13 protein-coding genes are annotated in these 15,323 nt (G+C 68.4%); 7 read left to right on the top strand and 6 right to left on the bottom strand.

Annotation, left to right across the window (positions count from 1 at the left end; genetic code table 11):
• Window positions 1–39 precede the first annotated feature (39 nt).
• Both hpf and ACZYY4_RS06090 read right to left on the bottom strand, forming a co-directional pair.
• Window positions 40–756, bottom strand: coding sequence for a ribosome hibernation-promoting factor, HPF/YfiA family (hpf, locus tag ACZYY4_RS06095; RefSeq protein WP_463808675.1), 717 nt, complete (start codon window positions 754–756; stop codon window positions 40–42).
• A gap of 134 nt (window positions 757–890) precedes the next feature.
• Window positions 891–1,532 carry a ComF family protein gene (locus ACZYY4_RS06090; protein WP_463808980.1) on the bottom strand — a complete coding sequence of 214 codons (642 nt, stop codon included), beginning with the start codon at window positions 1,530–1,532 and terminating at the stop codon, window positions 891–893.
• 192 nt (window positions 1,533–1,724) lie between these two features.
• Between ACZYY4_RS06090 and ACZYY4_RS06085 the strand changes: the two genes are divergently transcribed.
• From ACZYY4_RS06085 to ACZYY4_RS06060, 6 genes are all read left to right on the top strand, one after another.
• Window positions 1,725–4,055, top strand: coding sequence for a nitric-oxide reductase large subunit (locus ACZYY4_RS06085; RefSeq protein ID WP_463808674.1), 2,331 nt, complete (start codon window positions 1,725–1,727; stop codon window positions 4,053–4,055).
• Window positions 4,056–4,060: 5 nt separating this feature from the next.
• Window positions 4,061–4,714, top strand: coding sequence for a hypothetical protein (locus ACZYY4_RS06080; protein WP_463808672.1), 654 nt, complete (start codon window positions 4,061–4,063; stop codon window positions 4,712–4,714).
• 7 nt (window positions 4,715–4,721) lie between these two features.
• Window positions 4,722–5,495, top strand: coding sequence for a slipin family protein (locus tag ACZYY4_RS06075; RefSeq protein ID WP_463808979.1), 774 nt, complete (start codon window positions 4,722–4,724; stop codon window positions 5,493–5,495).
• 119 nt (window positions 5,496–5,614) lie between these two features.
• The gene (locus tag ACZYY4_RS06070; RefSeq protein ID WP_463808671.1) at window positions 5,615–5,905 is read left to right on the top strand and encodes a hypothetical protein; all 291 of its coding nucleotides are present in this window, start codon (window positions 5,615–5,617) and stop codon (window positions 5,903–5,905) included.
• Between the two features lie 23 nt (window positions 5,906–5,928).
• Window positions 5,929–6,570 carry a hypoxia response regulator transcription factor DosR/DevR gene (dosR, locus tag ACZYY4_RS06065; protein ID WP_463808977.1) on the top strand — a complete coding sequence of 214 codons (642 nt, stop codon included), beginning with the start codon at window positions 5,929–5,931 and terminating at the stop codon, window positions 6,568–6,570.
• A complete protein-coding gene (locus ACZYY4_RS06060) occupies window positions 6,563–8,287 on the top strand; it encodes a GAF domain-containing sensor histidine kinase (protein ID WP_463808669.1) in 1,725 nt (574 codons plus the stop codon). Before dosR ends, ACZYY4_RS06060 begins: the two co-directional genes overlap by 8 nt.
• 9 nt (window positions 8,288–8,296) lie before the next feature.
• Here ACZYY4_RS06060 and ACZYY4_RS06055 read toward each other — a convergent pair whose 3' ends face one another.
• Window positions 8,297–9,379: an Acg family FMN-binding oxidoreductase gene (locus ACZYY4_RS06055; RefSeq protein ID WP_463808667.1), complete on the bottom strand. Its 1,083-nt coding sequence runs from the start codon at window positions 9,377–9,379 to the stop codon at window positions 8,297–8,299.
• Between the two features lie 185 nt (window positions 9,380–9,564).
• Between ACZYY4_RS06055 and ACZYY4_RS06050 the strand changes: the two genes are divergently transcribed.
• Window positions 9,565–11,001 (top strand): WS/DGAT/MGAT family O-acyltransferase, encoded by a 1,437-nt coding sequence (locus ACZYY4_RS06050; protein ID WP_463808666.1) that lies wholly within the window; start codon window positions 9,565–9,567, stop codon window positions 10,999–11,001.
• A gap of 13 nt (window positions 11,002–11,014) precedes the next feature.
• Here the strand turns inward: ACZYY4_RS06050 and lpqB are convergent, their stop codons facing one another.
• From lpqB to mtrA, 3 genes are all read right to left on the bottom strand, one after another.
• Window positions 11,015–12,838 (bottom strand): MtrAB system accessory lipoprotein LpqB, encoded by a 1,824-nt coding sequence (gene lpqB, locus ACZYY4_RS06045; protein ID WP_463808664.1) that lies wholly within the window; start codon window positions 12,836–12,838, stop codon window positions 11,015–11,017.
• Window positions 12,838–14,487, bottom strand: a complete 1,650-nt coding sequence (gene mtrB / locus ACZYY4_RS06040) for an MtrAB system histidine kinase MtrB (RefSeq protein ID WP_463808662.1) — start codon at window positions 14,485–14,487, stop codon at window positions 12,838–12,840. Before mtrB ends, lpqB begins: the two co-directional genes overlap by 1 nt.
• Before the next feature lie 134 nt (window positions 14,488–14,621).
• Complete coding sequence (mtrA, locus tag ACZYY4_RS06035) at window positions 14,622–15,308, bottom strand: two-component system response regulator MtrA (RefSeq protein ID WP_013829915.1); 687 nt, start codon at window positions 15,306–15,308, stop codon at window positions 14,622–14,624.
• Window positions 15,309–15,323: the final 15 nt, after the last annotated feature.

The raw sequence follows: 15,323 nt of genomic DNA, 5'->3' as shown, positions 1-15,323 counted from the left end.
TGTCAGGACGGCTTCTCGGCAGCGTCAGTCCACGCGGCGTCACACCAGCCGGATCAGGCCGTAGTCATAGGCGTGCCGGCGGTAGACCACCGATGGCTGGTCGCTCTCCTTGTCGTGGAACAAGAAGAAGTCATGGCCGACGAGTTCCATCTCGTACAGCGCGTCGTCGACGGACATCGGCGTGGCGGTGTGCTCCTTGGTGCGGACGATCCGGCCCGGCTCGTGGTCGTGGTCGCCGTCGTGGCCGTGCGCGGCCCCACCCCGGTGATCAGGTTCGGCGGTGCCGTCCCGATTGAACGCCGCGGCGAGGAACTCCGGGTCCACCGTGGTGGCCCCGGTGGCCTCGGCCACCGACAACGGGGTCTTGTCGCCGTAGGAGACGTTGCGGCGGTCTTTGCCGCGGCGCAGCCGGCCCTCCAGGCGGTCGATCGCGGCCTCGAACGCGGCATAGAAACTGTCGGCGCGGGCCTCACCGCGGACCGCCGGCCCGCGACCGTGCGCAGTGATGTCGATCTGCTGGCAGGACTTTCGCTGCCGGCGGTTGTTCGCGTGCTTGAGCTCGACGTCGAACAACCGAATAGAGCGGTCCAGTCGCTCCAGACGGGCCAGCTTCTGCGCGACATAGACCCGGAAGTGATCCGGGATCTCGACGTTGCGGCCCTTGACCACAATCTCGGCGCCTAACGACTGATCGGGGCTCTCCTCGGCATCGATCGACGTGCCGCTGGTTTCCACGAATTGACTTTGACTTGCCATGCTCGACACTCTTTTCTCGTCGTCTCGACCACGTTCTCTCGGTTCACCCGTCCCTTGATGACGACCGTAGCCATGCCGCCGGGTACGTGCCACTGGTTTGACGGTCCCGTTGCGCATTGGTGTCCGCACTGCCGTCATGCCGCTGCGATCACCAGCGCGGCGACCACCGCAACACCCTCGGATCTCAGTACCCGCACCGACTCGGCCAACGTGGCGCCGGTGGTGACGACATCGTCGACGATCAGGACATCACCGCCGCCGCCGGGGCGAAGCCGGCGCCGGCTCAGCAGCACCCGGCCGGCGATGTTGCGTTCGCGGGCGCCGCTGCCCAGCCCGACGGAGTCTCGGGTCAGTGCCCGCATCCGCAGCGCCGGCGCCACCGTGATGCCGGGATGCCGCGCCGTCGCCGCGGCCGCGATCCGCCCGATCGGGTCACCACCGCGCCGGCGGGCGGCGCTGCGCCGAGTGGGCGCCGGGATGATCGTCAGCGGCAGGTCGAGCATCCGCCAGCACACCAGCCGGTGCAGGGCGGCGGCCAGCGTCGATGCCAGCGGCGTGATCAGGTCGGTGCGCCCGTGCTCCTTCACCGCGACGATCGCCTGCCGGCGGGCTCCGGCGTAGCGGCCCAGCGCGAACACCGGCACCTGCGGATCCACCCGCGGACTGACCAGGCGCGGAGCATCCGGTCCGACGGCGAGTTGTGCCGCGCAATTGCGGCACCATCCGGTCGTCGGGGCGCCGCAGCCACCGCACTGCCGCGGAAGCATGAGATCCATACCGGCCACAAACACACTCCGGAGGCTGCCACCGGGCACCGACAGCCGGACAGAAAATCTCTACTACGCTATGTCGTACTCCCATGTCAAGGGGTATTTCGTCAACTGTGACCCTAACGCCGGACCCCAAAACTGTGAGCCCCCTGACAGATTCACGAATTTAGCCGCTCGATACTGCTAGCGTCGCCGTCCATGACCACCGAAGCAACAGAAAAGGGCACGCCCACCAGCGATTCCGGCGGCGCCGCGCTGGTCGGCAAAGGCTGGGCCCAAGGCGTAGCCCTGGTGATGATCTTCGGATTCCTGGTGATGGGAATCCTGGCCTACCGCACCTACACCGCGTCGATGCCGATGCCGGATCGCGTCGTCACCGAGACCGGGCAGCAGCTGTTCACCGGCGACGACATCACCCGCGGCCAGGAGTTGTTCCAGGCCCGCGGACTGATGCAGTACGGATCGGTGCTGGGCCACGGCGCCTACCTCGGCCCGGACTACACCGCCGAATACCTGCGGTTGGCCACCGAGAACGTGGCCGACCAGTTCGAGGTGCAGGGCGTTCCCAACCCGCATGACGAGGTGGTCGCCGAGTTCCGGACCAACCGCTACAACGCGGACACCGGCACCCTGGTCTTCACCGACAAGCAGACCCGAGCGTTCAAAGACATCGAGAAGCAGTACGCCGACTACTTCGGCGAGGACTCCACCAAGTACGGCCTGTTGCCGCACATGATCACCGACCCGGGCGAGATCCGCGACCTGACCGCGTTCTTCGGCTGGACGGCCTGGGCGGCGGCGGCCGACCGGCCCGGGCACGCCTACAGCTACACCAACAACTGGCCCTCGGAGCCGCGCGTCGACAACGGCCCGACCGGGTCGGTCGTGGTGTGGTCGGTGCTGTCGCTGATCATGCTGCTCGGCGGCATCGGAATCATGTTCACCGTCTACGGCCGGTGGAGCCAGAACATCGGCTGGCACGGCACCGAGATGACCAAGCTCGAGTTCCGCCAGCCCGGCGAGGTGCCGCTGACCCGCTCGCAGCGCGCCGCGATCTGGATCTTCGCCGTCGTCGCGGTGCTGTTTTTGGCCCAAACCCTGCTGGGCGGCGCCGTCGAGCACTACCGCGCGGATCTGTCGGCGTTCTACGGAATCGACCTGGCCAAGATCCTGCCCTACAACCTGGCCCGGACCTGGCACCTGCAGCTCTCGTTGTTCTGGACCGCGGCCGCGTTCCTGGCCGGCGGAATCTTCCTGGTGCCGTTCATCACCCGCCGTGAGCCCCGCAAACAGTCGGTACTGGTCTACGGCCTGCTCGGCGCGCTTGCGGTCGTGGTCTTCGGGTCGATGGCGTTCGAGGCGCTCTCGATCTTCGGGGTGATCAAGCCCGGCACCGTGCTGTCTCAGCAGTGGGAGTTCCTGGACCTGCCGCGACTGTTCCAGGTGCTGCTGATCGTCGGGCTGTTCCTGTGGATCTTCATCATCTGGCGCGGCATGCGCTCGAAGCTGGCGACCACCTCGAAGTTGAACCTGCCGTGGATGTTCTTCTTCACCGGCCTGGCCATCCCGAGCTTCTACGCGGTCAGCCTGCTCGCCGGCAGCGATACGCACTTCTCGGTCGCCGATTTCTGGCGGTTCTGGATGGTGCACCTGTGGGTCGAGGACTTCCTGGAGCTGTTCACCACGGCGATGGTGGCCTACATCTTCGTGCAGCTCGGGGTGGTGCGGGAGCGCGTCGCGCTGCTGGTGATCCTGCTCGACATCATCTTGTACTCCGCCGGCGGCGTGATCGGCACCATGCACCACCTGTACTTCTCCGGCACCCCGGTGGAGCACATGGCAATGGGCGCATTCTTCTCGGCCGCCGAGGTCATCCCGCTGACCTTCCTGACCGTGGAGGCCTGGGCGTTCCTGCAGCTGGGCGCCCGCCAGGAGGCCGGTGGCGAGCACAACTTCCCGGCTCGCTGGGCGGTGATGTTCCTGGTCGCGGTCGGGTTCTGGAACTTCCTGGGCGCGGGCATCTTCGGCTTCCTGGTGAACCTGCCGGTGGTCTCCTACTACGAGATCGGCACCGCGCTCACCGCCAACCACGCGCACGCGGCGATGTTCGGGGTCTACGGCATGCTCGCGGTGGCCCTGGCGATGTTCGCTTTCCGGTACGTGATCCCGGCGGACAAGTGGCCCAACAAGCTGGCCCGAATCTCCTTCTGGGGCATGAACATCGGCCTGGCCTGGATGGTGTTCGTCACGCTGCTGCCGCTGGGTGTGCTGCAGCTGTTCCACTCGGTCAACGCCGGCTACTTCGAGGCGCGGTCACTGGGATACATCACCAAGCCGGGTAACGCACTGCTGGAGTGGATGCGACTGCCGGGCGACCTGATCCTCATCGTCGGCGGCGTGGTCCCGTTCTGCTGGATCGCCTGGATCGCGCTGCGCAACTTCCGCTCCGGCGAGACCGTCGACGAGTTGCCGGAACACCCGCTCTACACCACGGCGGCGACCGGCGCCGATACCGAAGCGCAGGGCTGACGGCCATGACGATGCCGGGAGCGTGGGTGTGGCTGATGTCCGGCTACGCCCTGCTCCTGCTCGTCTTCGCGTGGGGCTTCGACAACATGGCCAAGCGGACGTCGGCGCGCGCCGCCCAGTGGCGCACCGGAAAATTCGTCTACCACGAAGATCACGACGCCTGGAAGTGCCCGCAGGACCAATGGCTCTGGCCGACCGCGTTCGACAAGGACAACCGGGTCATGCGCTACCGGGCGATGCCGTCGATCTGCAACTCCTGCCCGGTCAAGGACACCTGCACCACCTCGAATCACGGCCGGGAGATCAGCCGGCCGGTGGACCCGTGGCCGCATTCGGAGGCAGGCCGGTTCCACCGGGGTATCGCATGTGCGGTGGCCGGATTCGGAGTGGTCATGCCGCTGGCGACGCTGATCGCCAACCACCGGCCCGCCGAGGTATTGGTGCTGGGCGCGACGATTCTGATCGTGCTGGCCGGGGGGTCCCCGCTGGTACGCCATCTGTGGAACACTCCCTCCAACGCCCCCTTGGACACTCCCTCAGACACACCGCACGAGGCCGGCGGGCAAGAGCAGGTCGAAGCGGCCATCGACCGGTACTCCACCCGATGGGGCGGCTTTTCCGAGAGCTCTTCGACCAGGAAGCAGCACATCAGTGAGTGAAGAGCTTATCACCGTATCGGTGATCGTGATCGTGGCGCTGGCGGTGCTGGCCTACTTCTCCATCAAGGTGCTGCCGGAGTACGAGCGCGGCGTCGTGTTCCGGGTGGGTCATGCCCGCCCCCTCTACCAGCCCGGGCTGCACTTCCTTATCCCCTTGGCGGATAGGCTGATTCGGGTCGACGAGCGAGTCGTGACACTCACCATTCCCCCACAGGAGGTGATCACCCGCGACAACGTCCCGGCCCGGGTGAACGCGGTGGTGATGTTCCAGGTGGTCGATCCGCTCAAAGCGATTCTGGCGGTGGAAAACTACGCGGTGGCCACCTCCCAGATCGCCCAGACGACACTGCGCTCGCTGCTGGGCCGCGCCGATCTGGACACCCTGCTGGCACACCGTGACGACCTCAACGCCGACCTGCGCACCATCATCGACAAGCAGACCGAGCCGTGGGGTGTTCAGGTCCGGGTGGTCGAGATCAAGGACGTGGAGATCCCGGAGTCGATGCAGCGCGCGATGGCCCGCGAGGCCGAGGCCGAGCGCGAACGTCGGGCGAAGGTGATCAACGCCCGCGGTGAACTGCAGGCCTCCGAAGAGCTGAGCCAGGCGGCCGAGACGCTGTCGCGCAATCCCGCCTCGCTGCAACTGCGTTACCTGCAAACCCTTTTGGAGCTCGGCGCCGACCAGAACTCCACCGTGGTGTTTCCGCTGCCGGTGGACATCATCACCCCGTTCCTGGGCGGCGCGGCCGAGGTGCTGCGCAGCCGTTCCCGGAAGCCCTGACCCGCTGGCCACCGGCATCGGAGTTCGTGGACCAAAGGCCCTGCAGTCGGTCGCCCGACGCGGTTACCCTGGGCAGTGCCGGGCGCGATCGATGCCCGGCCGGCCATTCGGGAGCCACCATGGGTGATCGGAAGTCAACACGGGCGGTTGGCGTCGGCATCGACGGGTCACCGGCCGCACGCGCCGCCGCGGCCTGGGCGGCCGGCTGCCCGGTGGCCGTGATCCGCAGTCCTGACAGCGGCCGACACACCGGGCCGATGGTTGCCGAAGTCGATGCGTCACCGGACAATAGGGCCGTGCTGGGATGGGAGTTGGCGATCCAGCTGTTCATCTCGGGCACCCGCGGCCGGCGGAGCCTGGGCTGGGCCGGCGGTTGTTCGGTGCTCACCGTGGGCGGTGCACCGCGATGACGGCTGCTGCGAAAGGACGCGGCATGGTCAAAGTCTTTCTGGTAGACGATCACGAGGTGGTGCGCCGCGGTCTGATCGACCTGCTCGGCGCCGATCCGGAGCTGGACGTGGTCGGCGAGGCCGGGTCGGTCGCCGAGGCGATGGCGCGCATTCCGGCCCTGCGTCCCGACGTGGCGGTGCTCGACGTACGGCTCCCGGACGGCAACGGCATCGAGCTCTGCCGCGATCTGCTGTCCCGCATGCCCGAGTTACGGTGCCTGATCCTGACCTCGTTCACCTCCGACGAGGCGATGCTCGATGCCATTCTGGCCGGGGCCAGCGGCTACATCGTCAAGGACATCAAGGGCATGGAGTTGGCCCGCGCCGTCAAGGACGTCGGCGCCGGACGCTCCCTGCTCGACAACCGCGCCGCGGCAGCGCTGATGGCCAAACTACGTGGCGCCATCGCCAAGCCCGATCCACTGTCCGGGCTGTCCGAACAGGAACGCATCCTGTTGAGCCTGCTCGCCGAGGGCCTGACCAACAAGCAGATCGCCGACCGGATGTTCCTGGCGGAGAAGACCGTCAAGAACTACGTGTCGCGTCTGCTGGCCAAACTGGGCATGGAACGCCGAACACAGGCCGCGGTGTTCGCCACCAAACTCGAGCGCTCCCGGAATGACTGACGACGACCCCACCGAAGGCCGGGACGGCCCGGACCCCCTGCGCGACACGCTTTCCCAGTTGCGGCTGCGCGAACTTCTGGTCGGCGTCCAGGACCGGGTCGAACAGATTGTAGAGGGACGCGACCGCCTCGACGGCCTGCTGGCGGCGATGCTGGTGGTCACCTCCGGGTTGGAACTCGACGCCACCCTGCGTTCCATCGTGCAGACGGCCACCAACCTGGTCGAGGCCAAATACGGTGCGCTGGAAGTACACGACCACGACCGTCGAATGGTGGAGTTCGTCTACGAGGGCATCGACGAGGACACCTTCGCGCGGATCGGCCGGCTGCCCGAAGGCCTCGGCGTGGTGGGTCTGCTGATCGAAGATCCCAAACCGCTGCGACTGGATGACATCGCCAAACACCCTGCATCGGTGGGGTTTCCCGCATACCACCCAGCGATGCGCACCTTCCTCGGTGTGCCGGTGGGTATGCAAGACGAGGTCTTCGGCAATCTGTATCTCACCGAGAAGGCCAACGGTCTGCCGTTCAGCGAGGACGACGAGGTACTGGTGCAGGCACTGGCTGCCGCCGCCGGGATCGCCATCGCCAACGCCCGGTTGTACGCCCAGGCCAAGGCACGGCAATCCTGGATCGAGTCCACCCGTGACATCGCCACCGAATTGTTGTCCGGAACCGATCCCACGACGGTGTTCCGGCTGATCGCCGAGGAGGCCAGCAAGCTCACCGGCGCCGAGGCTGCGCTGGTGGCCGTTCCGCTGGAGGAGGACACCCCCGAAGCCGAGGTCAACGAGCTACTTGTGGTCGAAACCCTGGGTGCTGCAATGGCTTCCATTGCCGGTGACACCATCCCGGTCGTCGGCACGTCAGTCGGCGAGGCATTCTCCCAGCGCATGCCGCGCCAGGTGGACCGGCTGAGGCTGACCGGCGTCGACGGGGCCGGCCCGGCGCTGATCCTGCCGTTGCGCGCCGCCGACGCGGTGGCCGGCGTCGTCGTGGTGATGCGCCACGGCTCCACGATCCCGTTCAGCATCGAACAACTCGACATGATGGCCGCGTTCGCCGACCAGGCCGCGTTGGCGTGGCAATTGGCCACTTCGCAGCGCCGCATGCACGAACTCGACGTGGTCACCGACCGGGACCGGATCGCCCGTGACCTGCACGACCATGTCATCCAACGGCTTTTCGCCGTCGGGTTGTCGTTACAGGGCACCATTCCCCGGGCCCGCTCCGCCGCGGTGCAGCGCCGGCTCAACGACGCGGTCGACGACCTGCAGGAGATCATCGGCGAGATCCGCACCACCATTTTCGACCTGCACGGCTCCTCCTCGACGGTGACCCGGCTACGGCAGCGGCTGGACAACGCCGTCGCCCAGTTCTCGGGCTCGGGGCTGCACACCACCGTTGCGTTCGTCGGCCCGTTGTCGGTGGTCGAGCCGGCGCTGGCCGATCATGCCGAGGCGGTGGTCTCCGAGGCGGTCAGCAACGCGGTTCGGCATTCCGGCGCGACCGAATTGACGGTGCAGATCAAGGTCGAGGACGACCTGGGCATCGAGGTGGCCGACAACGGCCGCGGGATGCCGGAGGTGATCACCCGCAGCGGCCTGTCCAATCTGCGACGGCGCGCCGAGCAAGCGGGCGGGGCGTTCAGCGTCGAAGCGGCACCGGGTGGCGGCACCGTGCTGCGCTGGTCCGCGCCGCTGATGACGCAGCAGTAGCTCGCTGCACTAGACGCACACCGCCCGGTTCTCGTTCGCGGCATCGGCGGGATCCGCTTGGGGCTCATCGGGCATCAGCCATTCGACGATGTCGTTGAGGAAACGCCGCGGTGTCGCCGGCAGCGGGTCGGCGTTGATGGGGGCCCACCCCACCCGCAGCAACATCTGCGGATGGCCGCTGGTTCCGAAGACGTCGCGACGTACCGCGGCGCGTGTTTCGGCGATCTCCAGCGGCTCGGTGACCGGACAGCTGGCCAATCCCAGCGCCGTCGCGGTCAGTAACACCACGCTGGTGGCCTCACCGGCGCGCAGCTGGGCCAGCCGATCGTCCTCCTCGGTGCCCAGCGCCAGCATCACCGCGCGATCCTGGGCGGGAGCGGCGCCGGGCGGTTGGGCCAGCAGCGGGTCGGCGAACAGCCGGCCCGGGATCGGTGCGCCGGCGGTGGGCGCCGGAACGCTGCGCGCCGGGACTCCGGCCACCGACCCGTATCGACCGCTCCAAGTCGCCAGCTCGGCGAGGTAGTCGTAGTCGGTGCGGTGCGCGAAGACGGCCCGGGCCACCACCGTGTTCAGCCGATCCAGCTCGTCGATCCGGCGCAGCATCACCCCGGCGCGGGCGGCGCGGGCGCCCATCAACGCGATGTCGGCCGGCGCCACCGGCCATCCACTGAAGGATCGGCGGTCGGTGCGCCGCCGTGGTATCGCGGCGGCCAGTGCGACATTCACCTGTTCGGGGAGCTGCTCCGGATCGGGACCGAACAGCTCCACCGACGCCAGGTGGTCGGGGTCGGCCGGATCGGGCAGCCGATGTACCTTGCCGCGCCAACCCAGCGCAGCCAGAGCGGCCACACAATGATGCAGCGCCGCACCACAGCTCAGGGTCAGACCGCGACCGTCGGGATCCACGTTGCGCAGGTGCAGGTCGGGGTTGGCGAACAGCTCCAGTCGAGGCGGCTGTGTCGCCAACTGCACCTTCCAGCGCCACGGCTGGGAATTGTGCACCGACGGTGCGCGGGCCGCCAGCTGCAGCGCAGTGCGAACGGTCTCCCTGACGGCCGCGGTGTCCGGGTAGCCAACAGACTGTTGATCCACGGTCCGCCCCCTTCTCTCGACGCAGCTGACTGCCTTCACGATGCTCCTGTCCGGGCCGGCCCGGACAGGGCACGAAGGCCCGCCGGTGCCGCCGTTGGACCTCGGGACTCAGGACTTCCGGCCCTGCCGACTCCCTCCCGCGCGGGCGGATCATAAGAGCGGGGCCCGAAGAGGAGGTCAGCATCGTGGAGCAACTGACGACACTGGACGCGGGGTTCCTGGAGGCCGAAGATTCCGACCGCCACATCAGCCTGGCGATCGGCGGATTGGTCATCTTGGAGGGGCCGGCGCCGGATTACGCCGCGCTGGTTTCCACGCTGGGCGCGCGGATCAGCGCCTGCCGCCGCTTCGGTCAGAAGTTGCAGATGCACCCGTTCGACCTGGCGCCACCGGAGTGGGTGAGCGACCCCGACTTCGACATGGCGCATCACTTACGGCGGGTCGCCCTGCCGCGCCCCGGTGACGACACCGAACTGTTCCGCTTCATCGCCGACCAGATGGCCCGCCGGCTGGACCGAGATCGGCCACTGTGGCAGATCTGGGTGATCGAGGGGTTGACCGACGACCGGTGGGCGATGCTGATCAAGGTTCACCACTGCGTCGGCGACGGCATCGCGACGTCGCACCTGTTCACCGGGCTGTGCGATGAAAGCGACGGCGACGGCATAGCCAGTTTCGCCGGCCACATCCGGGGTTCCCACGAATCCCATTCGGGCGGGCTGCATTTCGGGCTGCCTTCGGTGACCACCAACCCGGCGAGCTGGGCGGCCGACCTGTGGAATGTCTCGACTGCGATCAGCGCCGCCGCGGTGCGGGCCGCCCGCGGCACCGTCGAGCTGTCCGCCGGGCTGCTGCATCAGGGCGTCACGACCTCGTTGAACGGGCCGATGCGCGCGATGCGCCGGTACAGCTCCGCCAAGGTATCCCTGCACGACGTCAACCAGATCTGCCAGGCGTTCGACGTGACCCTCAACGACGTCGCGCTCGCTGCCCTGACCGAGGGCTACCGCGGCATGCTGGAGCGCCGGGGCGAACGCCCGCGCCCCGAAACGCTGCGCACCCTGGTGCCGGTGTCGACGCGCTCGGGCGACGCCGACGGCCGGACCGACAACCGGGTCTCGGTGATGCTGCCCTACCTACCGGTGGAGGAGGAGAACCCGGTGCGGCGGCTGAAGCTGGTGCACTCGCGGCTGAGCCGAACCAAGAGCACCGGGCAGCGCCAAGCCGGCAGCGCGTTCGTCTCCGCGGCCAACTACCTGCCTTTCCCGCTGACGGCATGGGCCGTGCGGCTGTTGACACGGTTGCCTCAGCAGGGCGTCACCACCCTTGCGACCAATGTGCCCGGCCCGTCGCAGACCCTGCACATCATGGGACGCGAGGTGCTCGACGTGCTCCCGGTGCCGCCGATCGCGCTGCAGCTGCGCACCGGGGTGGCGATGCTGAGCTACGCCCAGAGCCTGTTCTTCGGGGTCCTCGCCGACTTCGACACCATGCCCGATGTCGACGAGTTCGCCCGCAGCATCGAGACGGCGGTGGCCGGCCTGCTGTCCAGCGCCAAGCGGCGCAAGGCCACCCGGGAGCGGGCCGAACACCGGCGCCTGTCGCTGGTGGCCAACGGGTAGAGCTTGCCGGGCGTCAGCCCGGCAGCACCGGCACGGCGCCGCCGACCATGAACGGACCCACCGGCGACCAGCTCTGCTCGTCCTCGGCTCTCGACGACGACAGCGCCAACACCCCGCGCGGGTCGGCCACATAGACGGTGGACGGGTCGGCGACGATGGTCGACACCGGCAGCTGAAGATTGCCGTTGGGCGCATCGGAGTTCACCCCGTCGATGTTGACGTAGGACACCGGGTCTTTCGGATCGGACCGGCTCACCACGATGTCGTCGCCGGTGCGCCAGCTCAGCGACACCACCGAGGAGCCGAGTCCGAAGCCCAGCCGGCGCGGATAGTTCAGTACGAACTGGCCGCCCGGGGCCTGCTCGACACCGGCCAGGATCACCTGCCCACCGATCACCATGGCAGCCCGGGTGCCGTCACGGGACAGCTGTAGCTCGCTGATCGGTCCCGGGAACCTCGCGTTGATCGCCCCGGAATCAACCGGGATCCGGGCCGGGCGGCCGGAGGCCTCTTGGATCGCCCGCAGCACGTTGTTGCCGTCGACCACCACCCACACCGCTTCGTCCAGCGACCAACTCGGCCGCGACAGGGTGTGCCCGTCTGCCGCTTGCACGGCCTCGCCGCCGAGGTCTCCGATCCACAGCGTGGCCGGCGGGTCGGGGGCACCGGGGTGCACCACCACCGACGCCACCTGACGTCCGTTGCGGGACAACGCAGCCGACTCCTGGTCGGGCTCCCGGCCGAACGCCCCGGGAACCCGGTTGGCCTGCTGTCCGTCCAGGACCAGCAGTGACCCGCCCACCAGCGCGTGTATCCCGGCGCCGGCGCCGTCGGAGGCGCCCGGGTCGGTGGTCGCCACATCCGAGGTCGTCCACCCGTCCGGGAACCGGTCGTCGAGCGCCGCGCCGTCGGCGTTGATCACGTACGGCCCCTTGACATCGGCTCGGGTCAGCGTCCAGATCAATTGGGCGGCAAGCAATTGCCTGGTGTTCGGGTCGGTGGTCGACAAGCTGTCCAGGTCGATCTTGGCCCCGCCGTAGCCACGGCCCACCCCGCTCTTGCCGCCGTCGGCGCGGGTCACCGGTCCGCGCAACCGCAACGGTGCCGCCAGCAGGTTGCGCACCCCGGCCATCTCCGGGCGCGGGCCGGCGATCAACTTCGACACCAGTTCGGTGGCCAACTGGTCGGGGTCGGACACCGCGACGTATCGCGGATCGGGAACCACCGTCTTGCCGGTGGGGTCGACGAAGTACAGCGTGTTGCGTTTGTAGGTGGCCTGGAACTGCTGCCAGTCCAAGAAGACGCCGTTGGGCAGCCGGTCGATGCGCCAGCCGTCGGAGGTCTTGAGCAGTTCGATCGGCTCGGGAGCGGGCAGTGCGCCCTCGGCGGTCTCGAAGACCCCCATGTCCGACAGCGAGCCGAGCATGTCGGCCCGCATCGTGACCGCGACCCGGTCGGCGCTGCGGGTTTCGACGAACACCACGTTGTCGATCAGCAGTGCGCTGCCGGCGTCGTCCCAGCCATCCGACGCCGACTGGGTGAGGAACTGCCGCGCCGCCCGATGCCGATTGGCCGGATCGGCGGTCGCCTTGAGGAATTCGCGCAGCAGCACGTCGGGGTCCATTCCCGGGGTGGGTTTGGGCAGCACCGACGGCGGTGGCGCCTGAACCGTGCCGATCGCCTGCGGGGCCGACGTGCTGGGCACCCCGGCGCAGCCCGCCAGGGCGAGAACCATGCTCATCAAAGCGACCAGCAGCGCCGCCGGACGGGCCCGGCGGTTCAGCGAGGCTCGACGGAGGAGAGGTGAAGCTGGGACCGCCGCATCAACCCGGCGCATCACCCGCTCCTCTCGGCGTGTTCACGCGCTCGCTGCCGACGCTCCCGGCGCTCGGCGGCGCTCACCGGTTTCATCGGAAGCGGGCTGGTGGTGACCTTGTGCCCGCGCACCAGCGGCAGGGTGAGCCGGAAGCAGGCGCCCTTGCCGGGCTCGCCCCAGGCCTCCAGCCGGCCCTGGTGCAGGCGGGCGTCCTCGACACTGATCGCCAGTCCCAGCCCGGTACCCCCGGAGCGCCGCACCCGCGACGGGTCGGCGCGCCAGAACCGGCTGAACACCAGCTTCTCCTCCCCCGGCCGCAGCCCCACCCCGTGGTCGCGGACCGTGACCGCGACGGTGTCCTCGTCGGCGCCCATCCGGATCACCACCGGCTTGTGCTCGGCGTGGTCGATGGCGTTGGCGATCAGGTTGCGCAGGATCCGTTCCACCCGGCGCGGATCCACCTCGGCGATCACCGGATCGCCCGGCATGTCCACCTTGAGTTCGACGCCCGCGTCGGCGGCCAGATGACCCACGTTGTCCAGGGCGCTGCCGACGGTCGAGCGCAGGTCCACCGACTCCACGGACAGTTCGGCCACGCCGGCGTCGTGCCGGGAGATCTCCAGCAGGTCGCCGAGCAGCGATTCGAACCGGTCGAGTTCACTGACCAGCAGCTCGGTGGAGCGCCGTAGCGAGGGCTCCAGGTCTTCGCTGTGGTCGTGGATCAGGTCGGCGGCCATCCGCACCGTGGTCAGCGGGGTGCGCAGTTCGTGGCTGACGTCGGAGGTGAACCGGCGCTGCAGGTTGCCGAACTCCTCGAGCTGGGTGATTTGACGCGAAAGAGACTCGGCCATGTCGTTGAACGACACCGCGAGCCGGGCCATGTCGTCTTCGCCGCGCACCGGCATACGTTCGGACAGGTGCCCCTCGGCGAACCGCTCCGCGATCCGCGAGGCCGACCGCACCGGCAACACCACCTGGCGCGACACCAGCAGGGCGATCCCGGCCAGCAGCACCAGCAGCACCAGGCCGCCGGTGGCGATGGTGCCCCGCACCATGGCGATCGTGTTGCGCTCGGTGCCCAGCGGATAGATCAGGTAGAGCTCCAGGTTGGTGATCCGCGACGCCGTCGGCGTCCCGATCACCAGCGCCGGACCGGAGAACCCCTCGACGTGCACGGGGGCGTACTGGTAGCTGACCTGACCGGCTTTGACGAACTCACGCAGCGCGGCCGGCACCTCCTCGACCGGCCCGGCGGAGGTCGCCGCGCGCGGTCCCTCGCCGAGCACCACCAGCACCGCGTCGAACGCGCCCGCGGTTCCGCTGCCCGAGGCCGGGTCGGTCTTGCTCATCAGCGTGTTGCGGGCCAACTGCAGGCTCGAGGTCAGCGAACGGGCCTCCTCACCGCCGACGATGCCCCCGGCGGTGACCCGGGCCCGCTCGATCTGTTCGGTGGCCGCCCGGACCTTGACGTCCAATACCCGGTCGGTGATCTGGCTGGTCAGCACGAAACCGAGCGCCAGGATGACCCCGGCCGACAACCCCATCGTCAGCACCACGACCCGCAGCTGCAGAGAACGGCGCCAGCCGATCTGCACCGCGCGGCGCAGCGTGTTCACGCCGAGCAACAGCGGACCCGATCGCCGGGGGCGCCGTCTGGAACTGAAGATCACTGGCGCTCCTCCTCAGCATCGCTGGCGCTCTGCCTCGTCGGAGACGCGGTACTCAATCGCGCTTCTCCTCGGCATCGCTGGCGCTCTGCCTCGTCGGAGACGCGGGGATCACGTTCGCCGCTCCCCAGTGGGGATCACGGAGGTCCGGCCTTGTAACCCACTCCTCGAACGGTCAGCACCACGGTCGGGTTCTCCGGGTCTTGCTCCACCTTGGCCCGCAGGCGCTGGACATGCACGTTCACCAGCCGGGTGTCGGCCGGATGCCGATATCCCCAGACCTGTTCGAGGAGCACTTCACGAGTAAACACCTGGCGCGGTTTGCGTGCCAGCGCCACCAGCAGGTCGAACTCCAACGGGGTCAGGGAGATCTGCTCACCGCCGCGGCTGACCTTGTGAGCCGGCACGTCGATGTCGATATCGGCGATCGAGAGCATCTCGGCCGGCTCGTCGTCGTTGCGGCGCAGCCGGGCCCGCACCCGGGCCACCAGCTCCTTGGGCTTGAACGGCTTCATGATGTAGTCGTCGGCACCCGACTCCAGCCCGAGCACCACGTCGACGGTGTCGGTCTTGGCGGTGAGCATCACGATCGGCACCCCGGAGTCCTTGCGCAGCACCCGGCACACGTCGATGCCGTTCATGCCGGGCAGCATCAGGTCCAGCAGCACCAGATCGGGCCGCAGCTCGTGCACCGCGGTGAGCGCCTGGGTGCCGTCACCGACGACCGCGGTGTCGAAACCCTCCCCACGCAGCACGATGGTGAGCATCTCGGCCAGCGAAGCGTCGTCGTCGACGACGAGAATCCTTTGCCTCATGGCGTACATGGTGTCACCAGATCG

Source organism: Mycobacterium sp. IDUB_21 (genome assembly GCF_055419425.1).
Note: the sequence above shows the minus strand (reverse complement) of the source record. Positions and strands in the feature narration are given on the sequence as shown.